Origin of the sequence: Jatrophihabitans sp. GAS493, from assembly GCF_900230215.1 — a bacterium.
Classification (GTDB): domain Bacteria; phylum Actinomycetota; class Actinomycetes; order Mycobacteriales; family Jatrophihabitantaceae; genus MT45.
The window spans coordinates 1889878-1912390 of the sequence record NZ_LT907982.1 but is presented as its reverse complement, the minus strand read 5'-3'; the positions used below and the strand labels follow the sequence as shown (position 1 = coordinate 1912390).

Genomic DNA, 22513 nt, shown 5'->3' with positions numbered 1-22513 from the left:
ACTTTGCGGCCGGAAGCTAGCAAAATGGAAAAGTAGTTCCGGTGTCACGTTGAGCGAAGGTCCCGTGATCACTGGGCGAACAGGGGGCGAAGCCGAGCTGAACGGCCGAGACGTGAGCGATACCACGCGCCGATGAGCGTTTAGCTCCGTACCATGGACAGGTTGGTGGATCGATGAACACAGATTCGCCTTCCTCGGCGTCGCACGAGGTGCTTCAGGCGGCATTTCCTCCGGCAGAACCCCATCTGCACCCGACAAGACAGGCACCCTAAGCATGTCCAAGGAAGTCCAGCAGCTTGATCGTGTTGTCATCCGAATCGCGGGTGACTCCGGTGACGGGATGCAACTCACCGGCGATCGCTTCACCCAAGAGACGGCAAACTTCGGCAACGACCTCAGCACGTTGCCCAACTTCCCGGCCGAAATCCGGGCCCCCCAGGGCACTCTGGCGGGAGTGTCATCGTTCCAGATGCACTTCGCCGACCACGACATCCTCACCCCAGGTGACCGCCCGGACGTACTGGTCGCGATGAACCCGGCGGCGCTGAAGGCGAATCTGGGTGACATGGCCAAGGGCGCAACGCTGATCATCGACACCCATGACTTCACCACCCGGGCACTGGCCCGCATCGGTTGGGACACCAACCCGCTCGAGGACGGGACGCTCGAGCAGTTCAACCTGCACGCGATCGAGCTCACCCAGCTGACCCTGGACGCACTGGCCGACAGCGGGTTGTCGCGCAAGGACGCCGGCCGCAGCAAGAACATGTTCGCGCTCGGGCTGCTCTCCTGGATGTACTCGCGACCCACGGAGGGGACGCTGAAGTTCCTTCAAGACAAGTTCGCCAAGAAGCCGGAGATCGCGGCGGCGAACGTCAAAGCGTTCAAGGCCGGCTGGAACTACGGCGAGACGACCGAGGCCTTCGCAGTGAACTACGAGGTGAAGCCGGCGCCGCTTCCGGCGGGCACCTACCGCAACATCACCGGCAACCTGGCCCTCTCCTACGGCCTGATCGCCGCCGCCCAGCGGGCCGACCTGCCTCTCTACCTGGGCGCCTACCCGATCACTCCGGCGTCGGACATCCTGCACGAACTCTCCAAGCACAAGCGTTTCGGGATCCGCACCTTCCAGGCCGAAGACGAGATCGCCGGTATCGGCGCCGCGATCGGCGCCTCCTTCGGCGGGGCGCTGGCCGTCACCACCTCCTCCGGTCCCGGCATCGCGCTGAAGGGCGAGGCGATCGGCTTGGCCGTGTCGCTGGAGATCCCGCTCATCATCTGCGACATCCAGCGCGGTGGCCCGTCAACCGGTCTGCCGACCAAGACCGAGCAGTCGGACCTGCTGCAGGCCATGTATGGGCGCAACGGCGAGGCTCCGGTGCCGATCATCGCGGCCCAGTCCCCGGGCGACTGCTTCGCCGCAGCCGTCGAGGCGGCCCGGATCGCACTGACTTATCGCACCCCGGTCTTCCTGCTCTCCGACGGTTACATCGCGAACGGCTCGGAGCCCTGGAAGGTCCCGACCGCGGCCGACCTGCCCGACCTGCGGGTGGAGTTCGCGACCGAACCGAACGGCCCGGACGGCGAGTTCTGGCCGTACCTGCGTGATCCGGAGACGCTGGCCCGCCCGTGGGCGATTCCCGGCACCCCGGGGCTGGAGCACCGGGTCGGCGGCATCGAGAAGGCCGACAAGACCGGGAACATCTCCTACGACCCGGACAACCACGACCTGATGGTCCGCACCCGGCAGGCCAAGGTCGACGGCATCGCCCGCACCATCGCGCCGATGACCGTCGACGACCCGGGCGCTGAGCTCGGCGACCCGGCGAAGGTGCTGGTGCTGGGCTGGGGCTCGACCTATGGACCGATCGGGGCCGCGGTGCGCCGCGTCCGCCGGGCCGGATACTCCATCGCCCAGGCGCACGTGCGTCATGTCAATCCGTTCCCGGCCAACCTCGGCGAGATTCTGGCTGCCTACGACAAGGTGGTGCTGCCGGAGATGAACCTCGGCCAGCTGGCCACGCTTATCCGGGCCAAGTACCTCGTCGACGTCATCAGCGTCACCCAGGTCCGCGGGATGCCGTTCCGCGCCGCCGACCTCGCCGAAATGCTGCAAGGAGTTCTGCACAATGACTGAATCAGTGGTCCCCAACGGTGCCTCAGCTCTGGGGTTGAAGGCCAAGGACTTCAAGACCGACCAGGAGGTGCGCTGGTGCCCCGGTTGTGGTGACTACGCCATCCTGGCCGCCGTGCAGGGCTTCATGCCCGACCTCGGCGTCAAGCGGGAAGACATCGTGTTCATCTCCGGCATCGGCTGCTCCTCACGCTTCCCGTACTACATGAACACCTACGGGATGCACTCGATCCACGGCCGCGCCCCGTCGATCGCGACCGGGCTCTCCTCCTCCCGCCCGGACCTCTCGGTCTGGGTCGTCACCGGCGACGGTGACGCCCTCTCCATCGGCGGTAACCACCTCATTCACGCGCTGCGCCGCAACGTGAACCTGAAGATCCTGCTCTTCAACAACCAGATCTACGGCCTGACCAAGGGCCAGTACTCCCCCACATCGGAGCTGGGCAAGATCACCAAGTCCTCGCCGATGGGGTCGCTGGACCACCCGTTCAACCCGGTGTCGCTTGCCCTGGGGGCGGAGGCGACGTTCGTCGCCCGCACCCTGGACTCCGACCGCAAGCACCTCACCTCGGTGCTGCGCGCCGCGGCCGACCACCAGGGCACCGCGCTGGTCGAGATCTACCAGAACTGCAATATCTTCAACGACGGCGCCTTCGACCTGATCAAGGACGCCGACACCCGCGACGACTGGATGATCCGGATGGAGCACGGGCAGGAGCTTCGCCTGGGCGCCGACCGCTCGAAGGCCGTCGTACGCGACCAGTACGGCTCGTTCAGCGTGGCCAACGACGTTCCGGAGGGCGACCCCCGGGTGGTCGTGCACAACGCCCACCACGACGACCCGTCCTACGCCTTCGCCCTCTCCCGCTTGAGCTCACTGGATCGTCGCTATGCCCCGATGGGGGTCTTCCGCTCCGTCGAACGACCCACCTACGACTCCCTCATGAGTGCGCAGCTCGACCACGCCCTCACCCAGGCGCCGGCCGACACCGCCTCACTCGACAAGCTGCTGCAGGGGAACGACGCTTGGACTGTCGCCTGAGCCACGACCGTGCCAGCGCCGACCAGCCGAGCGTTGACCGGCTGAACTTCTCGGCCACCCGCGACGACGGAGTGCAGATCAGCACCGACCCGGCTCGGCTGGACCTCGACCGGATCTGCGACTGGTTGGCCTCCTCCTACTGGGCCAGTGAGCGTTCGCCCGACGACGTTGAGCGCTCGCTGGGTAACAGCTACCCGTTCGGGGTCTACGCAGAGGGCGCACAGGTGGCGCTGGCCCGCGTCACCTCCGATCTGGTCTCCTTCGCCTGGATCGGTGATGTCTTCGTCGACGAGCGGTGGCGAGGCCGGCGGATCGGGCATTGGCTGGTGGAGACGGTCGTGGCCGAGCTGGGCCGACTCGGGGTGCCCCGCTTCGTCCTGGCCACTCGGGACGCGCATCGCGTCTACGCCGATGTCGGCTTCACCGCGCTGCGGGTGCCGGAGACCTGGATGGAGATCGACACGCGGGCGAATCGGCCCAGCCCGGCTGACGTGCAGCTGTGACGGGAGCCGCCGAGTCCCCGACCGAGGCCGAGATCCAGACCCAGACCGAGGCCGAGCGGCACCATCTACGTCGCGGATACCTCTTCGGGGTCCTCGCCTATCTGCTCTGGGGCCTCTTCCCGCTGTACTGGCCGCTCTTGGAGCCGGCCAGTGCTCTGGAGATTCTGGCCCACCGGGTGGTCTGGTCGCTGGCCTTCGTCGCGCTGCTGGTCTGGCGCGGAAGATCCTGGCCGGCTGTGCGGCACGCGATAGCCGTGCCCCGCACCCGTTGGCTACTGGTGCTGGCCGCGATCGTGGTCGCCGTCAACTGGGGCGTCTACATCTGGGGAGTGAACAGCGGCCACATCATCGAGACCAGCCTCGGCTACTTCATCAATCCGCTGCTCAGCATCGTGGCCGGAGTACTGATCTTCAAGGAGCGGCTGCGCCAGATGCAGTGGGTCGCAGTCGGCATCGCCTCCCTGGCGATCGTCGTTCTCACGGTTGACTACGGGCGACTGCCCTGGATCGCGCTGATCCTCGCCTTCTCCTTCGCCACCTACGGCTTCTGCAAGAAGAGCGCCGGGGTCGGTGCGGTGGAGTCGCTGGCCGTCGAGACGGCCGTTCTGTTCATCCCGGCGGTGGTGACGCTCTTCGTGCTCCAACTGCAGGGGACGCTGGTCTACGGCCACGACGGCGGCGGGAATGCACTGCTGCTCATGAGCACCGGACTCGTCACCGCGATCCCACTCCTCTTCTTCGGCGCCGCGGCTCGCCGGCTTCCGCTCTCGGCGATCGGCATGCTGCAGTACCTCGCACCGGTGCTGCAGTTCGCGGTCGGGGTCGGGCTGAAACACGAGTCGATGCCGGCGGCGCGTTGGATCGGCTTCGGGCTGGTCTGGATGGCCCTGGTGCTGCTGAGTATGGATGCGCTGCGTCAGCGCCGCGCCATGGCGGTCACGCCGGTCACGCCGGAGCCTGATGCTGCGGTTGAACCGGCCATATAACCTCTTCCAGCGGGCGGTCCGGGTCGATGATGATGCCGGCCGAGCGGAGATGGCCATCCAAGAGCATCCAGAGTGACACGGTGAGGAACTCGGCCAGTTCCTTGGCCGGCATCTTAGGTTCAGCGTCCATCAACCAGCGCCGCATGACCGCGTCGGCGAAACCCACCATCCCCGACGCCAGCGGCACCCGGAAGCGGTCGTCGTCATCGCTGAGTTCGACGATGGCGGCGAAGTAGTTGCTGATCACGGTGATGTATTCGTTCTTGGCCATCACCGCGTAGTGATCGACGTTGCCGCTGCCGGAGCTGCCGGACTCCAGGAACTGGTGCAGCCGCGGATGACCGACAATCCAAGTCACGTAGGCGGTGGTGACGCCCCGCAGGGTCTTCATCGGCGGCCGGCTGAACCCGAACTGCGGCAGCACCTCGCGCATCAGCAGGGCCAGCGCCCGGCGGCGAACCAGCTCGTCCAGTTCCTCGCGGTCTTTGAAGTGGCGGTAGAAGATCGGACGGCTGACACCGGCCAGTTCGGCCATGCGCCCCATCCCGACGCCGACGCCCTCGGCCTCGATCGCCGAGATCGCCGCGTAGATCAAGTCGTCCCGGCGCCGCTCATGACGCAGTTCTGCGTCAATGATGTGAGCCACCGCACTAACTTAGCCGATGGATCAAACCCTTCCTTGCAAGCTCAACCAGTTCGGGCGACAACCAGATCGACGACCGCCGCGAATCCGGCCCGGGCCGGCAGATCCGGAAGTTCAGCCAGCATCTCGCGAGCCGCCGCCGCGTAGCCGTCGAGCGTCTCGCGGGCCTGCCGCAGTGCCTCTGACGAGCGCAGCAGGGCGAGCGCCTCGGCATGCTCGCCGTCGTCGAAGATCGGCCCCTTGACCAGCTCGCGTAGCCGGTCGTTCGCCGGATCGGAGTCGCGCAGGGCGTAGAGGACGGGCAGCGTCGGAATCCCCTCGCGTAGATCTGTCCCGGGCGTCTTCCCGGACTGGCTGGACTCGGAGGCGACATCGAGGATGTCGTCGGAGATCTGGAAGGCGACACCGATGATCTCGCCGATCCGCCGCAGGCTCTCGACCACGTCGGGCGAGGCACCCGCGAAGCCGGCACCGAACTCGGCTGCGGTGGCGATGAGTGAGCCGGTCTTGTCGGCCAGCACGGCCAGGTAGTGCTCGATGTGGTCGTCATTCGGTCCGGGGCCGATGGTCTCGCGGATCTGCCCGGTTACCAGACGTTCGAAGGTACGGGCTTGGATCCGGACCGCATCCGGGCCGAGATCGGCCAGCAGGTCGGATGCCCGCGCGAAGAGGAAGTCACCGGTGAGGATGGCTACCGTGTTGGTCCAGCGGGCGTTGGCCGACTCGGCCCCCCGGCGGACGCCGGCCTCGTCCATCACGTCGTCGTGGTAGAGCGTGGCCAGATGGGTCAGCTCAACCACCACTGCGGCATCGACGATGGCCGGCGCCTGGACGTCACCGAAGTGCGCCGCCAGCACCGTCACCAACGGTCGGAACCGCTTGCCGCCGGCGTCGACCAGGTAGCGGGCGGCGACATCGAGGAACTCGTAGTCCGAGCTGACACTCGACCGCAGCGCCTTCTCCACGTCGGCTACCCGGTTGCGGACCGAATCCGCCAACTCCGTATCCGGGAAGTTGACCCCGAGGAGAGCGATATTCACCTGGCCGGCGCTCACTTGTGCAGGAACGCGGATCTGGCGGCGAGGTCGAGCAGCGGCTGCGGGACGATCCCGAGCACCACCGTCGCGGCTGCGCTGAACGAGATGGCGATCGTGGTCGCCGACGAGGGGATGGCCACGGTCGGAGCATTCTCCGGGGGCTCGGCGAAGAACATCATGACCACGATACGCAGGTAGTAGAACGCCGCGATGGCCGAGCAGATCAGCGCGATGACGACCAGCGGACCGGCCTCATGCCAGGCCGCCTTGAAGATGACGAACTTCCCGATGAACCCGGCGGTGAGCGGGATACCGGCCATCGACATCAGCAGGACGGTCATGGTGATCGCGACCAGCGGGCTCTTGCGGGCCAGGCCGGACCACTGCGACAGGTGGGCCGCCTCGCCGTCGGCGTCGCGGACCAGCGTCGTGATGCCGAAGGCGGCCACGGTCGCCAGGCCGTAGGTGATCAGGTAGAAGAGCGTCCCGGAGATCGCGTCGGTGGAGGTCGCGGTGAGTCCGACCAGCAGGAAACCCGCGTGTGCGATCGAGGAGTAGGCCAGGATGCGTTTGATGTCGGTCTGAGTGAGACCGAAGACGGCGCCGACCAGCATCGACGTGATCGCAACCGCCCAGATAACCGGGCGCCACTCCCAGTCCGTGGAGATGAAACCGACGTAGAGGACTCGCAGGATGGCGCCGAAGGCGGCGATCTTGGTGCAGGAGGCCATGAAGGCGGTCACCGGCGTCGGCGACCCCTGGTAGACGTCCGGGGTCCAGTTGTGGAAGGGCGCCACGCCGGCCTTGAAGAGCAGGCCGACGAGGAGCAGGCCCATGCCCATGTACAGCAGCACATCCGGCTTGCCGGAGCCCTGGGAGGCGGTGAGGATGGCCGGCAGGTCGACGGAGTTGGCGTAGCCGTAGAGCAGGGCCAGACCGTAGAGGAAGAACGCCGAGGCGAAGGCGCCGAGCAGGAAGTACTTGAGCGCCGCTTCCTGGGAGAGGAGGCGACGGCGACGGGCCATGCCCGCCATCAGATACAGCGGCAGCGAGAGCACCTCGAGGGCGATGAACATCAGCAGCAGGTTGTTGGCCAGCGGGAAGATGAGCATCCCGGCCACCGCGAAGAGGCCGAGCGGGAAGATCTCCGTCTGCACCCGGCTGGTGCGGTTGAGCTCGCGGTCGCGGTGCGAGCCGACGACCAGTGCCGCCTGAGCCACGATGGCGCTGCCGGTGTCCACGCCCCGCTCAGCCATGAGCAGGAAGGAGAGGAAGGCCAGGACGAGGACCGAACCCTGGATGAAGAGCCCGGCTCCGTCGACGGAGATGGCACCGGAGACCGTCGAGAGTTCCACGTTGTGCAGCAGACCGACGGCAACGAGGGCACCCAGCAGGCCGACCAGGCTCACCACGAGCTGCAGGTTGAAGCGTTCCTTGCGCGGGATGAACGCTTCGACGAGCACGCCCAGGCAGGCGGTGATCAGCACGATGAGAATCGGGGCCAACGCGTGGTAGGCGATCGACGGCGCGTGCAGCGTCGCCGTGTCACTCGCGGCCAGTACGTAGTGCGAGGTCACTTGACTCCTCCGTGGACAGACGCGGGAAGTGGATCAGTGACGCCGACGTCATGCAACGTCGCTTGCACTGCAGGGTTGATCACGTCGAGGACGGGCTTCGGATAGACGCCGAGGAAGATGATCAGCGCCAGCAGCGGGGCCACCGCGCAGAGCTCGCGCTTGTTGAGGTCCTTGAACTTCTTCACCTTGTCGATGACCGGACCCTGCATGGTCCGCTGATACAGGTACAGGATGTAGATGGCGGCCAGCACGATGCCGAGCGTGGCTAGCACGGCGATGGTCTTGTGCCGGGTGAAGGTACCGACGAGCACCAGGAATTCACTGATGAAGGTGCTCATGCCGGGCAGCGCGATGGCCGACAGGCCGGCCAGCAGGAACGCGCCGCCCAACCGGGGGGTGATCTTCGCGGTGCCGGCGTAGTCGGCGATCTGGCGACTCTTGCCGCGTGTGATCAACATGCCGATGACGATGAAGAGCACGCCCGTCGAGAGGCCGTGGTTGACCATGTAGAAGACGGCACCGGTTCCGCCCTGGGTGGTGAAGGCGAAGATACCGATCCCGATGTAGCCGAAGTGGGCGATCGAGGTGTATGAGACAAGTCGCTTCATGTCTCGCTGGCCGATCGCCACGAAGGCGGCGTAGAGGATGCCGACCACCGACAGCACGAGCACGGTCGGAGCGAACCACTTGGAGGCGGCCGGGAAGAGCGGCAGGCAGTAGCGCAGGAATCCGAAAGTGCCGACCTTGTCGAGGACACCGACCAGGATCGCCGCACCCCCGGCCGGAGCCTCGGAACCGGCGTCCGGCAGCCAGGTGTGGAAGGGCACCAGCGGAGCCTTGATCGCGAAGGCGATGAAGAAGCCGAGGAAGAGCCACTTCTGGGTCGCGTTGTCGGGGATCGTCCCGATGAGGTCGGTGAAGGCGAAGGTGCTCTGGCCGCTGGTGATGTAGAGGCCGATGACAGAGGCCAGCATGAGCAGGCCGCCGACCAGGGAGTACAGGAAGAACTTCATCGCCGCGTACTGACGGCGCGGGCCGCCGAAGAACCCGATGATGAAGTACATCGGAACCAGCATCGCCTCGAAGAAGACGTAGAAGAGGAAGACGTCGGTGACGACGAAGACACCGACCATGAAGAATTCCAGGAGGAGCAGCAGCCCGAAGAACGTCTTCACGCTGCGCGGCTTCTCGTCCGCCTCCTCGGAGCCCTCGGCGCTGTCGAAGGAGTTCCAGGAGGCGAGCACGACGCAGGGCACCAGGATGACCGACATGCCGACCAGGACGAAGGCGATGCCGTCGACCCCGAAGGCGAAATGGACGCCGAGGGACTTGATCCAGTTCCAACTCCCTTGGAACTGGAAGCGCGGCGCGGTTGCGCTGGTGTCGTAGGCGATCGCCAGGGCACCGGTGTAGACGACGGTGAGCAGCGAGACGCCCAGGGCAGTGACCTTGGCGGCCTGATTCTGGCCAGCCGGCAGGGAGAAGACAGCGATCGACCCGAGGAGCGGGATCAGGATCAGTACGACGAGTGCAACGTTATGCATCAGAGGAACCTCACGCCGAGCAGGACGGCGACGACGATGAGGGTGCCCAGCAACATGGATAGTGCATAACTTCGGACGAATCCGTTCTGTGTTCGGCGCAGCCTGGCCGATCCGCCGCCGAGCGCGGCGGCGAGACCGTTGACCCCACCGTCGATGCCCTTGTTGTCGACGAAGACGAGCGCTCGGGTCAACCACTGACCGGGGCGCATGAGAACCGCCTCGTTGAAGGCGTCGGCGTAGAGGTTGTTACGGGCCGCGGTAGTGATCGGCGTGACCCCGACCGGGGCCGTGGCCGGAACTTCACGCTGACCGAAGACCACATAGGCACCGGCGGCGCCGCCGGCGACCACGAGCAGCGTGATGATGGTGAGCACGATCGGTGAGATGGTGTGCACGCCCTCCTCGACCGACGGGCCGACCGATGGGGTGAGCCAGTTCTGGACGGCGCCACCGTAGACCATCAAGCCACCGGCGACCAGGGAGAAGAAGGCCAGGATCAGCATCGGCACCGTCATCGACTTCGGCGCCTCGTGCGGGTGGACGTCATCCTCCCAGCGCTTCTCTCCGAAGAAGGTCATGATCAGCGCACGGGTCATGTAGAAGGCGGTGAGGCCGGCGCCGAGTAGCGCCACGATGCCCAGAATCCAGCCCGAGGTGCCGCCCTTGTCGAAGGCGGCCTCGATGATCTTGTCCTTGGTGAAGTACCCGGTGGCGAAGGGGAATCCGATGATCGCCAGATAGCCGCAGACGAAGACGACGAAGGTTACCGGCATGACTGTGCGCAGTCCGCCGAAGCGGCGCATGTCGATGCGGTCGTTCATCGCGTGCATGACCGCACCGGCGGAGAGGAAGAGTGCCGCCTTGAAGAAACCGTGGCCGAGCAGGTGCATGATCGCGATCGCGTAGACCCCGTTGCCCAGCCCAGCGGCGAGGAACATGTAGCCGATCTGGCTGACGGTGGAGTACGCGAGAACCTTCTTGAGGTCGTCCTGTCCGAACGCGCAGATGCAGCCGTAAAGGAGGGTGATCGCACCGACGATGGTGACGACGGTGCGCGCCGTCTCGGAGAGATCGAAGATCGGGGCCGACCGGCAGATCAGGTAGACGCCGGCGGTGACCATCGTCGCCGCGTGGATGAGGGCCGAGACCGGGGTCGGGCCCTCCATGGCGTCCGGGAGCCAGGTCTGCAGCGGGAATTGACCGGATTTTCCACAGGCGCCGAGAAGCAGCATCAGCCCGATCGCGGTGATCGCCGTGCCGCTCACTCCGGGGTGGCCACCGGCCAGGGCGCCGAAGACGCCCGCGAACGAGGTGCTGCCGAGGTAGGCGAACATCAGCATGATGGCGATGGAGAGTCCGACATCACCGACCCGGTTGGCGATGAAGGCCTTCTTGGCCGCGGTCGCCGCGGACGAGCGGTTGTAGTAGTACCCGATTAGCAGGTACGACGCGACGCCGACGCCCTCCCAGCCCACGTAGAGAACCAGGTACCCGTTGGCCAGCACCAGCAGCAGCATCGCCGCGATGAAGAGGTTGAAGTAGCCGAAGAAGCGCCGGCGTCCCGGGTCGTGATCCATGTAGCCGACCGCGTAGATGTGGATCAGCGAACCGACGCCGGTGATGAGCAGCGCGAACGTGAGCGACAACGGGTCGATGAGGAAGCCGACGTCGACGTTGAAGGAACCGACGGAGATCCAGCTGAAGAGATGCAGATTCACCTCACGCGAAGTCTGTGACTTCACGGAGAAGAAGAGCGCAAGCGTGATCACGAAGAGCACGATGGGAACAGCGGTGCCGAGCAGGTGCCCCCACTTGTCCGCGCGCTTGCCCGCCAGCAGCAGTATCGCTGCTGTGATCGCGGGCAGCGCGACGAGCAGCCATGCGGCAGACTGGATTCCAGTAGCTTGAATCACGTCGTAATTCCCTTTGATTCCTAGTACTTCAGCAGGTTCGCGTCGTCGACCGACGCGGATCTGCGGGTTCGGAAGATGGACATGATGATCGCCAGGCCGACCACAACCTCAGCCGCGGCGACAACCATGACGTAGAAGGCGATGATCTGGCCGTCGAGCGAGCCGTTGATCCGCGAGAAGGTGACCAGGGTCAGATTCACCGCGTTGAGCATCAGTTCCACGCACATGAAGACGACGATCGCGTTACGTCGCACCAGAACGCCGACGGCGCCGATGGTGAAGAGAGCGGCGGAGAGCACCAAGTAATAGGTAGGCGTCATGAGCCGGCCTCCGAAGTGAGCATCGCAGGGAGCGCCAGCGACCGAGGAGCGGAGCGCAGGCAGGCGGCGGGAAGCACAGTCATGAGCCGGCCTCCGAAGTGAGCATCGCAGGGAGCGCCAGCGACCGAGGAGCGGAGCGCAGGCGGGCGGCGGGAAGCACAGTCACGAGCCGGCCTCCGAAGTGAACATCGCAGGGAGCGCCAGCGACCGAGGAGCGGAGCGCAGGAGGGCGGCGGGAAGCACAGTCACGAGCCGGCCTCCGAAGTGAGCATCGCAGGGAGCGCCAGCGACCGAGGAGCGGAGCGCAGGAGGGCGGCGGGGAGGAGGACGGTCATGGTTTTGCTCCGGGGTTCGGGAGGCCGGATTGGTGGGGGTAGTACTGCTGAGGCGAGTCGAGTGAGACGTCCATTCCACCCGGCGTGGAGACCATCACCGATTCGGTGGAGATAGAGCCGTCCGGCAGGAGCGCCGGCGTGCCGATCGAGTTTCCACTGGAGAGCACGCCCGGGCCGGGCAGCGGCTGCGGGCGTCCCGAGCGGATCCGGTCCCGCGCGACGGCCTTCTGAGTCGGCTTCGGCTCGTCCCGCTCGATGTGAGCGAGCACCATCGCGGCGACCGCAGCGACGATGAGCAACGCGGAGGTGAGTTCGAAAGCGAAGAGGTACTTGGTGAAGATCAGTGCCGCTAGCGAGTCGACGTTGTGCCCGTCGGCGTTGGTCTGGGTCAGATCCACCGGCTTCACGCCGGTGAAGGCGCGGCCGACTCCGAGCGCGACGATGACGGCGAATCCGAGACCGATGAAGGTGGCGGCGACGCGCTGACCACGCAGGGTCTCCACGATCGAGTCCGACGAGTCGCGTCCGACGAGCATCAGCACGAACAGGAAGAGAATCATGATCGCGCCGGTGTAGACGATGATCTGCACCAGGCCGATGAAGGGGCCCTGCTCGATCAGGTAGATCATGCCCAGCGCCATCATGGTGGCAGCCAGCGACAGCGCCGAGTGCACGGCGTTTCGCAGCAGCACCATACCGATGGCACCGGCCAGCGAGACCGGAGCGAGCACCCAGAAGGCGATCGCCTCACCGAGTGGAACATCACCGTGCATCAACGGCTGGCTAGCAGCAATAACGGAGCTCATCATTACCCGTGGTGCCTTCCGACCTCGATGGCGTTGCCGGTGATCGGCCGACCTGCGATATTGGCCGAACTCTGCGGTTCACCCTGCTGCAGCGGATCCTGCGACTCGATCGTGTAGTACGCCTTCTCGTCGTCGCCCAGTCGCATCGCGTGCGGCGGCGCCTCCATACCGGGCAGCAGCGGTGCCATCAGCTGCTCCTTGGTGTAGATCAGCTCCTCGCGATTATCGAGGGCCAGTTCGTACTCGTTGCTCATCGTCAGCGATCGCGTCGGGCAGGCTTCGATGCACAATCCGCAGAAAATGCACCGCAGATAGTTGATCTGGTACACCTTGCCGTACCGCTCACCCGGAGAGAACCGGGCCTCTTCGGTGTTGTCGCCGCCCTCGACGTAGATTGCGTCGGCCGGGCAGGCCCACGCGCAGAGCTCGCAGCCGACGCACTTCTCCAGCCCGTCCGGGTGGCGGTTGAGCACGTGCCGGCCGTGGTAGCGCGGAGCTGTCGGATACACGTCGAAGGGGTACTGCTCGGTGTAGACGTGCTTGAACATCGTCGCGAAGGTGAGTCCGAATCCCTTGGCGAATCCACCGAGGGTGCCTCGCGGCTCGGGGTCGGTGATGGGTCGCGGCGCGGTCTGGTCAGCCATTGCTGGGGTCTCCATTTCTGGCGGGCACACCGGCTGCACCGGAACCGGCCGTCACCGCACCTGCTGGCGTGGTGGCCGTACGGACCGAACGTCGAATCGGGGGGACGACGAGATCCATCGGCGGTGTCGGGAAGGGTGGTGGCAGCGAGGCTTCGTAGTCGTCCTCGTACTCGCGTTCGGCGGCCGCCCGGGCCGCGGACATCTCCCGCGAGTACAGCACGATCAGGATGACCGCGACGACCGGAATGAAGACGACGCCCGAGGCTTCGAAGCGGTTCCAGCCACGCTGGGTGAGGACGTGGAACGAGGTGAAGGCCATGATCCAGATCAGGTTGATCGGAATGAGCACCTTCCAACCCAGGTGCATGAACTGGTCGTAACGCATGCGGGGCAGTGTGCCGCGCAGCCAGACGAAGACGAAGATGCAGGCGACGACCTTGAGGACGAACCAGATCACCGGGAACCAGCCGGAGTTGCAGCCGCTCCAGAAGTAGTGCACGCCCCACGGGGCGTGCCAGCCGCCGAGGAAGAGGGTCGTCGCCAGCGCCGAGACGGTCACCATGTTGATGTACTCGGCCAGGAAGAACATGGCGAACTTGAAGGACGAGTACTCCGTGTGGAAGCCGCCGACGAGCTCGGACTCGGCCTCGGCCAGGTCGAACGGGGCTCGGTTCGTCTCGCCGACGACGCAGACGGCGTAGATGGCGAAGGAGACGAAGAGCGGGATCACGTTCCAGACGTGACTCTGCTGGGCCACGATCTCCGACGTGGACATGCTGCCGGAGATGACGAAGACGGCCACCAGCGACAGCCCCATACCGACCTCGTAGGAGATCATCTGGGCCGCGGACCGCAGCCCGCCCAGCAGCGGGTAGGTGGAGCCGGAGGCCCAGCCCGAGAGCACGATGCCGTAGACGCCGAGGGAGGAGCAGGCGAAGACCACCAGGACACCGACCGGCAGATCGGTCAGCTGCAGCTGGGTCTCGTGTCCGAACATCGAGACGGTCGGGCCGAACGGGATGACGCAGAACGCCACGAAGGCCGGGACCGCGGAGAGGATCGGCGCGATGAAGTAGACCGGCTTGTCAGCCAGGATCGGGATGATCTCTTCCTTGAAGGCGAGCTTCACACCGTCGGCCAGTGACTGCAGGATGCCCCACGGGCCGACCCGGTTGGGGCCGATGCGGTTCTGCATGCGCCCGACGACCTTGCGCTCGAAGACGATCGAGAAGAGGGTCATGACGACCAGGAAGGCGAAGACCATCAGCACCTTGATGATCACCAGCCAGACCGGTTCGCTGGTGAAACCAGGCACATCGACCGAGATCGGTGTGACGGCGTCTGCTATCGGAAGACTCATTGGACTGCTCCTGCCGTTGCGGCTGGATCGGATGCGGCGATGGTCACCGGATCACCGGCGACGGCGGCCAACTCGGCCCGGACTGCGCTGCCGTGGGCGTTGGTCGGCAGCCAGACCACACCGTCGGGGAGATTCTCGACCAGCGCCGTAACGGTGATCGTCCCGCGCCCGGTCGATACGCTGACCAGCGCGCCGTCGGTGATACCGCCGGCCGCGGCGGTGGCCGGCGAGAGGCGGGCGACCACCGGCTTGGCGGTGCCGGCCAGGTTGAGGTCGCCGTCCTGGGCGCGGCCGGCGTCGATCAGCTCGTGCCAGGTCGCGAGAACCGGGCTGGCCGCCGAAGCAGCCGGCGCGCTCGAGGCGGCGACGGTCGGAGCCGACGCCCGCGTGTTGGCCACGCCGAGGCGCTGCAGCTCAGCCCGCGCCGTCTCCACGCTCGGCAGGGCCAGATCGACGTCGAGCTCCTCGGCGAGGGCGTGCAGCACGCGCTGGTCGCTCAGCGCACCGGTACCGGAGATGGTGAGGTCGAAGGGACGGCGGCGACCCTCCCAGTTGACGAAGGTTCCCGCCTTCTCAGCGGCCGGAGCGACCGGCAGGACCACGTCGGCGTAGTCGGTGACCAGGCTCTGGCGCAGCTCGAGGCTGACCACGAAGCCGGCGTTGGCGACGGCGTCGATGGCCTTCTGCGGGTCGGGGAGATCGTTGAGATCGACGCCGCCGACGACCAGCGCTGTGACAGCTCCGTCGTTGACCGCTTCGATGATCTGGTCGGCACTCCGCCCGGCCACCGCTGGGATTGCGGCGTCCCAGACTCGCTCGACCTCGGCTCGCGCGGCATCGTCACTCACCGGACGTCCGCCCGGCAGCAGGGACGGGAGGGCGCCGGAGCGGATGGCCCCGACCTCGCCGGCCCGGCGTGGAATCCAGGCCAGCTTGGCCCCGGACGTCGCGGCCAGTGCGGCGGCGGCGCTCAGCGCCCCGGGCACGGTGGCCAGGCGCTCACCGACCAGGATGACGCTGCCGTCCACCAGCGTGGATGCCTCGAAGGCGGCGATGGCCGCAGCCTCGCCGCCGGGAACGGTCTGAATGAGCTTCCCGTTCAGCTTGCGCAGGCCATTGGAGCGGTAGGGCGCGATCGAGAAGACCTTCGTCTTGCCAATGCGGGTCGACTTACGGACCCGCAGGAAGACGGCCGCGGCCTCCTCCTCGAGCTCCAACCCGGCGATGAGAATGACCGGCGCCTGCTCCAGTGAGGTGAAGGAGACGTGGGCCGGAGTCACGGTCGCGACGCTGGAGGCCACGAAGGCCAGTTCCTCGTCGCTCTGCGGGCGGGCCCGGAAGTCGATGTCGTTGGTGCCGAGGGCAACCCGGGCGAACTTCGCGTAGGCGTAGGCGTCCTCCTCGGTGAGGCGTCCACCGGGAAGCACCGCCACTCCGCCACGGTCACGGGCCTCACGCAGCCCGGCGGCGGCCCGCTCGAACGCCTCGGTCCAGCTCGTCTCGACCAGCTTGCCGGCATTGTCGCGGACCATCGGCCGCAGCACCCGGTCGGTCTGCTCGGTGTAGTGGAAGGCCCAGCGACCCTTGTCGCAGATCCACTCCTCGTTCACCTCTGGGTCGTCGCCGGCCAGGCGGCGGGTGATCTTGCTGCGTCGCCAGTCGGTGCGGGTCGCGCAGCCTGACGAGCAGCCCTCGCAGACGCTCGGAGTGCTCATCAGGTCGAAGGGGCGGGCCCGGAAGCGGTACGAGGCTCCGGTGAGGGCACCGACCGGACAGATCTGCACGGTGTTGCCGGAGAAGTAGGACTGGAACGGGACGTCGGTCGAGGTACCGATCTGCTGGTGCGCGCCGCGCTCGAGCAGATCAATGAACGGGTCGCCGGCGATCTGCTCGCTGAAGCGGGTGCAGCGCTGGCAGAGCACGCAGCGTTCCCGGTCCAACAGCACGTTGGAGGAGATGGCGATCGGCTTCGGGAAGGTGCGCTTCACGTCGACGAAGCGGGAGTCGGCCCGGCCGTTGCTCATCGCCTGGTTCTGCAACGGGCACTCGCCGCCCTTGTCGCAGATCGGGCAGTCCAGAGGGTGGTTGATAAGCAGCAGTTCCATCACGCCCTGCTGGGCCTTGTCGGCGACCGGCGAGGTGAGCTGCGTGTTGATGACCATGCCCGGCATGACCGTAGTGGTGCAGGAGGCGGCCGGCTTCGGCATGCCCCGACCGTTTCCCATGTCGGGGACCTCGACCAGGCACTGGCGGCAGGCGCCGGCCGGGTCGAGCAGCGGGTGGTCACAGAAGCGGGGGATCTGGATGCCGAGCTGCTCGGCGGCACGAATCAGCAGCGTTCCCTTGGGCACCGAGATCTCGATGCCGTCGATCGTGACGGTGACGAGATCCGCAGCCGGAGGGGCGGCCGGCTTCTCTGGGGCAACAGTCATGAGGTGGCCTCCGCAGTGAGCATCGTAGGGAGCGCTAGCGACTGAGGAGCGGAGCGCAGGAGGACGCCGGGAAACACAGTCATGAGGTGGCCTCCGCAGTGAGCATCGTAGGGAGCGCTAGCGACTGAGGAGCGGAGCGCAGGAGGACGCCGGGAAACACAGTCATGAGGCAGACGCTCCTAGCAATTCTTTGGTCTGAACGTCCGGGGGCTGGGGTGCACTGTGGTCGCTGATCAGCGCCTCGTAGTCGGCCCGGAAATACTTGATCGAGGAGGAGATGCAGCTCGTGGCGCCATCGCCCAGTGCGCAGAAGGATCGGCCGAGGATGTTCGAGCTGATGTCGAGCAGGGTGTCGATATCCGACGCGATGCCCTGGCCGTGCCAGATGCGCTCGAGGATCTGCGCGGTCCAGTAGTTGCCCTCGCGGCATGGCGTGCATTTTCCGCAGGACTCGTGCTCGTAGAACTGGGTCCACTTCATCACCGCCTGCACGACGCTGTCGTCCTGATCGAAGATCATCACGGCCGACGTGCCGTTCATCGAGCCGGCCTGAACCACTGAGTCGAAGTCGAGGGGCAGGTCGAGGTGCTCGCTGGTCAGCAGCGGGCAGGACGCGCCACCCGGAGTCCAGAACTTGAGCTCCTTGCCCCGGCTCATCCCACCGGCCATCTCGATCAGTTCACGCAGGGTGGTGCCCATCGGCGCCTCGTACTGGCCGGGGTTCTTCACCCGTCCCGAGAGCGAGTAGATGCTGGTGCCCGGTGATCCGGCTGGGCCAAGCGCCTTGAACCAGTCGGAGCCACCCAGAATGATGTAAGGCACGCTGGCCAGGCTGCCAACGTTGTTGACGACCGTCGGCGAGTCGTAGAGACCATTGGTCGCCGGGAACGGCGGCTTGAGCCGAGGCTGACCGCGCTTACCCTCCAGCGAGTCCAGTAGTGCCGTCTCCTCGCCGCAGATGTAAGCGCCGGCGCCGCCGTGCACAGTGATGTCGCAGTTCAGTCCGGAGCCGAGGATGTTGGTGCCGAGGTATCCCTTGGCCTTGGCCTCCTCGACGGCGGCGGTGACCCGGCGGATCGCGTGCACCGCTTCGCCCCGGATGTAGACGAACGCGTGCTCGGACCGCACGGCGTAGCAGGCGATGATGATGCCCTCGATCATCGAGTGCGGGTCATTCATCATGAGCGGCAGGTCGCGGCAGGTGCCCGGCTCACCCTCATCGGCGTTGATGACGACATAGTGCGGCTTGCCGTCGTTCTGCGGGATGAACTGCCACTTCATGCCGGTTGGGAAGCCGGCGCCGCCCCGTCCGCGCAGGTTCGAGTCCTTGACCGTCGTGATGATCTCGTCCGGCTGCATGGTGAGTGCCTTGCGCAGGCCAGCGTAGCCGTCGAGGGCTTCGTAGTTGTCGATCTTCCACGGCTGGTTCGTGCCGAACCGCTTGGTCAGTACGGGGGTGAGAGACATGATCAGGCTCCGTCCTTCTCATCGCCGAAGCTCAGTTGGTCACTCTGCGGTTCGCTGGCCGGTTTGCGAACCCGCGCTCGGGCCGTGCGTCGCGGTGCGGCCGGAGTCTCCGGTGCCGACTCCAGACCAGGCATCTGGGAGAGCAGTTTGGCCTGCTCATCGTCGCTGGGTGCGCTGTCGGTGGGTGCGGTGTCGGTTGAGGCACTGTCGGTCGAGACCTCGGCTGTCTCCGGCACGGCGGCCGGCTGCGAATCGTCAGCCTCCGGATCGGACTCGACCGTCTCCAAAGGGGCATCGTTCGCGCTGGTCACGTCGGTCACCTCGGCCGCCGCCGGTTCAGGCGTCGGCTCTTCGACCTTGGGCTCTTCAGTCTTGGGCTCTTCAGTCTTGGGTGCTTCAGCCTTCGGCGCTTCGGCCGGCTTGGACGTCGCCGCCGCATACGAGGGAGCAGTCTCGCCCCGGGCAATGGCGAGCTTGACGCCGGCCTCGGTCGGCAGACCCGTCCCCTCAGCCTCGATCGCCTCTGGACGCGGATCGAGGAAACCGGCGATCTGCCGCTCGATCTCGCGGAACGAGCAGAGCGGGGCACCCCGGGTCGGTAGCGGCCGGTCGCCGTTCTGCAGCTTCTTCACCAGGGCATCGGCCGAGTCGACCGTCTGATTGTCGAAGAACTCGTAGTTCACCGTGACAACCGGTGCGTAGTCGCAGCCGGCCAGGCACTCGGCGTGCTCCAGGGTGATCTTGCCGTCGTCGGTGGTGCCGTTCATGCCGACGCCGAGGTACTCCGAGAGTGCGGCGTAGATATCATCGCCGCCCAGTAGACCGCAGAGCGTGTTGGTACAGACACTGACCAGGTACTCACCGGTCGGCTTGCGCTTGTACATCGTGTAGAACGTGGCGACGGCCGCCACCTGGGCCTTGGTGATGTCGAGCGTGTCGGCGCAGAAGGCGATGCCGTCCGGCGTGATGTACCCCTGCTCCGACTGCACTAGGTGCAGCATCGGCAGGAGCGCCGAGCGGGACTGCCCCGCCGGGTAACGGGCAATAATCTCCTGGGCGTCCGCGCGGACCTGGTCGGAGAAGACCGACGCATCACCCGGACGGTCGATGCTCATCACCGAGGTGCGGAAGTTGGTCGGCTGACCTTCGAAGCTACTCATCTGTCACATCCGCCCATCACTGGGTCGATCGAGGCGACCGAAGCGATCACGTCGGCCACTAGGCCGCCGATCGACATCGTCGCCGTTCCCTGCAGGTTGATGAAGGACGGCTCACGGAAGTGCACGCGATACGGGCGCGTGCCACCGTCACTGACGATGTGCGCGCCGAGCTCACCGCGCGGGGACTCCACCGCCTGGTAGACCTGACCGGCCGGAACCCGGAAACCCTCTGTCACCAGCTTGAAATGGTGGATGAGGGACTCCATCGAACCGTTCATGATCTTCTGCACGTGGGCCAGCGAGTTGCCCATACCGTCCGGGCCGAGCGCGAGCTTGGCCGGCCAGGCGATCTTCGGATCCTCGACCATCGTCGGTCCGGGCTCGAGGCGATCCAGCACCTGCTCGATGATCTTCAACGACTCCCACATCTCGGCGACCCGCACCACGAAGCGCGACCAGCAGTCACCGCGGTCGTCCGTCGGAACCTCGAAGTCGAACGTCTCGTAGCCGAGGTAGGGCTCGGTCTTGCGGAGATCCCAGGGCAGGCCGGCGGCCCGCAGGATCGGGCCGGTGATGCCGAGCGACAGGCAGCCCTCGACGCCGATCCAGCCGACGTCCTTGAGGCGCTGCACCCAGATCGTCTGGTTGCGCAGCAGCTTGTCGACGCCGGCCAGTTCCTTCTTCATCTCCAGGATCCAGGCTCGGATCTTCTCGTCGGCATTCTCGGGAAGGTCCTGAGCCAGGCCGCCCGGGCGGATGTAGGCGTTGTTCATCCGCAGACCGGTGATGAGCTCGAAGATGTCCAGGCAGCGCTCGCGGGCCCGGAAGCCGTTGGTCATTGCGGTGAGCGCGCCCAGTTCCATACCGCCGGTGGCCAGCCACACCCAGTGCGAGCTGAGCCGGTTGATCTCCATCGTCATGACGCGAATCAGGTTGGCCCGGGCCGGTGCCTCGATGCCGAGCAGCCGCTCGACACCCATGCAGTAGACCGTCTCGTTGAAGAAGGGCGAGAGGTAGTCGGCGCGGGTCAGGAAGGTGACGCCCTGGGTCCAGGTGCGGAACTCGGTGTTCTTTTCGATGCCGGTGTGCAGATAGCCGACGACGACGCGGGCGTCGGTGACGGTCTCGCCTTCCAGTTCCAGCACCAGGCGGAGCACGCCGTGGGTAGACGGGTGCTGCGGCCCCATGTTCAGGACGATGCGCTCGTCACTGATCGGGTCACCGCCGCCGAAGACCGCGTCCCAGTCGCCGCCGGTGACGTTGTAGACGCGTCCCTCGGTGGTATTGCGCGATGGGGAGTAGATATCGCTCATCGGTAAGTCCTCCGCTCGTCCGGTGGCGGGATGGTCGCGCCCTTGTACTGGACTGCGATGCCGCCGAGGGGGTAGTCCTTCCGCTGCGGGTGGCCCTCCCAGTCGTCGGGCATCAGGATGCGGGTCAGCGACGGGTGGCCGTCGTAGATGATCCCGAACATGTCGTAGGTCTCGCGCTCCTGCCAGTCAGCCGTCGGGTAGATCGGCGTGACCGATGGGACGTGCGGGTTGTCGACCGAGACCGCGGTCTCCAGCCGGATTCGCCAGCGGTAGGTCAGCGAGGTCAGGTGGTAGACCGAGTGGAGCCGGTTCTCGGTGCCGAGGTAGTCAACTCCGGAGACGCTGGAGAGCAGCTCGAAACGTAGCGCCGGGTCGTCCCGAAGGGTCTGGGCCAGGGTGCGGGTGTGCGACGGGTTGATGTGCAGCGTCAACTCGCCCCGGTCCACGACTACCTTCACGACGGCCTGATCGAAGGCCTGGTAGGCATCCTGAATCGCGTCGACCAGATCGTCGAAGTAGCTGCCGTAGGGACGCTCGGCGCCCGGAGCCACCCACGGCGCGCGGACCAGGCCACCGAAGCCGGTTGTGTCGCCGGAGCCGCTGACTCCGAAGAGACCGCTGTGTGCGACACCGATCGTGGAATCGGCGTCGGGGGTAACCGGCTGGGCGACGGGCGCGGGCTCATCCGGCGGCCCGACCGGAAGGTTGCCAGGAGGAGTCGGCTCGCTCATCGGGCGAACCGCTGGCTGCTGGGGATGAGCTCCACCTTCTGCCCCTCGAGCTTGGCCGCGCGCTTCGGTCCGAGCGGCTCGTTCATGATCTTGTGGTGCAACTTCAGGATGGCGTCGATGAGCATCTCCGGGCGCGGGGGACAACCGGGCAGGTACATGTCGACCGGCACGACGTGGTCCACGCCCTGCACGATCGCGTAGTTGTTGAACATTCCGCCTGAGCTGGCACAGACCCCCATCGCGAGGACCCACTTGGGCTCCGGCATCTGGTCGTAGATCTGGCGCAGCACGGGGGCCATCTTCTGGCTAACCCGTCCAGCCACGATCATCAGGTCGGCCTGTCGGGGCGACGGTCGAAAGACCTCCATACCGAAGCGAGCCGAGTCGAAGCGCGGCGCCCCGAAGGTCATCATCTCGATGGCACAGCAGGCCAGGCCGAAGGTAGCCGGCCAGAGGGAGGATTTGCGGGTCCAGTTGACCAGCGTCTCGACGCTGGCCAGCAGTACACCGTCTGGCAGTTTCTCTTCAAGTCCCATTTACGCCATTCCCATCTTGCAGTTCGTCAC

At 66.2% G+C, this 22513-nt stretch carries 19 protein-coding genes; 4 read left to right on the top strand and 15 right to left on the bottom strand.

Going from position 1 to position 22513, the window contains the following annotated elements:
* Positions 1–274: 274 nt before the first annotated feature.
* The 4 genes from CPH63_RS08670 to rarD are packed head-to-tail and all read left to right on the top strand — an operon-like array spanning position 275 to position 4665.
* Positions 275–2137, top strand: coding sequence for a 2-oxoacid:acceptor oxidoreductase subunit alpha (locus CPH63_RS08670; RefSeq protein WP_096302531.1), 1863 nt, complete (start codon positions 275–277; stop codon positions 2135–2137).
* Positions 2130–3176: a 2-oxoacid:ferredoxin oxidoreductase subunit beta gene (locus CPH63_RS08665; RefSeq protein ID WP_096302530.1), complete on the top strand. Its 1047-nt coding sequence runs from the start codon at positions 2130–2132 to the stop codon at positions 3174–3176. The genes CPH63_RS08670 and CPH63_RS08665 overlap by 8 nt, the downstream gene beginning before the upstream one ends.
* The gene (locus CPH63_RS08660) at positions 3161–3679 is read left to right on the top strand and encodes a GNAT family N-acetyltransferase (protein WP_197704641.1); all 519 of its coding nucleotides are present in this window, start codon (positions 3161–3163) and stop codon (positions 3677–3679) included. Before CPH63_RS08665 ends, CPH63_RS08660 begins: the two co-directional genes overlap by 16 nt.
* Positions 3676–4665: an EamA family transporter RarD gene (gene rarD, locus CPH63_RS08655; protein ID WP_197704640.1), complete on the top strand. Its 990-nt coding sequence runs from the start codon at positions 3676–3678 to the stop codon at positions 4663–4665. Before CPH63_RS08660 ends, rarD begins: the two co-directional genes overlap by 4 nt.
* Here the strand turns inward: rarD and CPH63_RS08650 are convergent.
* The 15 genes from CPH63_RS08650 to CPH63_RS08580 form a co-directional block, all read right to left on the bottom strand.
* On the bottom strand, positions 4625–5311 hold the full coding sequence (locus tag CPH63_RS08650; protein ID WP_096302529.1) for a TetR/AcrR family transcriptional regulator: 687 nt from the start codon (positions 5309–5311) through the stop codon (positions 4625–4627). The genes rarD and CPH63_RS08650 overlap by 41 nt on opposite strands.
* A gap of 41 nt (positions 5312–5352) precedes the next feature.
* Positions 5353–6363, bottom strand: coding sequence for a polyprenyl synthetase family protein (locus CPH63_RS08645; protein WP_241895851.1), 1011 nt, complete (start codon positions 6361–6363; stop codon positions 5353–5355).
* Positions 6360–7922: an NADH-quinone oxidoreductase subunit NuoN gene (gene nuoN, locus CPH63_RS08640; protein ID WP_197704639.1), complete on the bottom strand. Its 1563-nt coding sequence runs from the start codon at positions 7920–7922 to the stop codon at positions 6360–6362. The genes CPH63_RS08645 and nuoN overlap by 4 nt, the downstream gene beginning before the upstream one ends.
* A complete protein-coding gene (locus CPH63_RS08635; protein WP_096302527.1) occupies positions 7919–9466 on the bottom strand; it encodes an NADH-quinone oxidoreductase subunit M in 1548 nt (515 codons plus the stop codon). Before CPH63_RS08635 ends, nuoN begins: the two co-directional genes overlap by 4 nt.
* Entirely contained in the window at positions 9466–11379 is a 1914-nt protein-coding gene (nuoL, locus tag CPH63_RS08630) for an NADH-quinone oxidoreductase subunit L (protein WP_241895850.1), read from the bottom strand. Before nuoL ends, CPH63_RS08635 begins: the two co-directional genes overlap by 1 nt.
* Positions 11380–11399: 20 nt before the next feature.
* Positions 11400–11699: an NADH-quinone oxidoreductase subunit NuoK gene (nuoK, locus tag CPH63_RS08625; RefSeq protein ID WP_096302526.1), complete on the bottom strand. Its 300-nt coding sequence runs from the start codon at positions 11697–11699 to the stop codon at positions 11400–11402.
* A gap of 331 nt (positions 11700–12030) precedes the next feature.
* Entirely contained in the window at positions 12031–12807 is a 777-nt protein-coding gene (locus CPH63_RS08620) for an NADH-quinone oxidoreductase subunit J (protein ID WP_197704638.1), read from the bottom strand.
* A gap of 35 nt (positions 12808–12842) precedes the next feature.
* Positions 12843–13484, bottom strand: a complete 642-nt coding sequence (gene nuoI / locus CPH63_RS08615; RefSeq protein WP_096302524.1) for an NADH-quinone oxidoreductase subunit NuoI — start codon at positions 13482–13484, stop codon at positions 12843–12845.
* Positions 13477–14844, bottom strand: coding sequence for an NADH-quinone oxidoreductase subunit NuoH (gene nuoH, locus CPH63_RS08610; protein ID WP_096302523.1), 1368 nt, complete (start codon positions 14842–14844; stop codon positions 13477–13479). The genes nuoI and nuoH overlap by 8 nt, the downstream gene beginning before the upstream one ends.
* Entirely contained in the window at positions 14841–17276 is a 2436-nt protein-coding gene (locus tag CPH63_RS08605) for an NADH-quinone oxidoreductase subunit G (RefSeq protein ID WP_096302522.1), read from the bottom strand. The genes nuoH and CPH63_RS08605 overlap by 4 nt, the downstream gene beginning before the upstream one ends.
* A 162-nt stretch (positions 17277–17438) precedes the next feature.
* Positions 17439–18743 carry an NADH-quinone oxidoreductase subunit NuoF gene (gene nuoF / locus CPH63_RS08600; RefSeq protein WP_096302521.1) on the bottom strand — a complete coding sequence of 435 codons (1305 nt, stop codon included), beginning with the start codon at positions 18741–18743 and terminating at the stop codon, positions 17439–17441.
* Between the two features lie 2 nt (positions 18744–18745).
* Positions 18746–19903, bottom strand: a complete 1158-nt coding sequence (gene nuoE, locus CPH63_RS08595; protein ID WP_241895849.1) for an NADH-quinone oxidoreductase subunit NuoE — start codon at positions 19901–19903, stop codon at positions 18746–18748.
* Positions 19900–21216, bottom strand: coding sequence for an NADH-quinone oxidoreductase subunit D (locus CPH63_RS08590; RefSeq protein ID WP_096302520.1), 1317 nt, complete (start codon positions 21214–21216; stop codon positions 19900–19902). The genes nuoE and CPH63_RS08590 overlap by 4 nt, the downstream gene beginning before the upstream one ends.
* Positions 21213–21947 carry an NADH-quinone oxidoreductase subunit C gene (locus CPH63_RS08585; RefSeq protein WP_096302519.1) on the bottom strand — a complete coding sequence of 245 codons (735 nt, stop codon included), beginning with the start codon at positions 21945–21947 and terminating at the stop codon, positions 21213–21215. The genes CPH63_RS08590 and CPH63_RS08585 overlap by 4 nt, the downstream gene beginning before the upstream one ends.
* Positions 21944–22483, bottom strand: coding sequence for an NADH-quinone oxidoreductase subunit B family protein (locus tag CPH63_RS08580; RefSeq protein WP_096302518.1), 540 nt, complete (start codon positions 22481–22483; stop codon positions 21944–21946). The genes CPH63_RS08585 and CPH63_RS08580 overlap by 4 nt, the downstream gene beginning before the upstream one ends.
* Positions 22484–22513 lie beyond the last annotated feature (30 nt).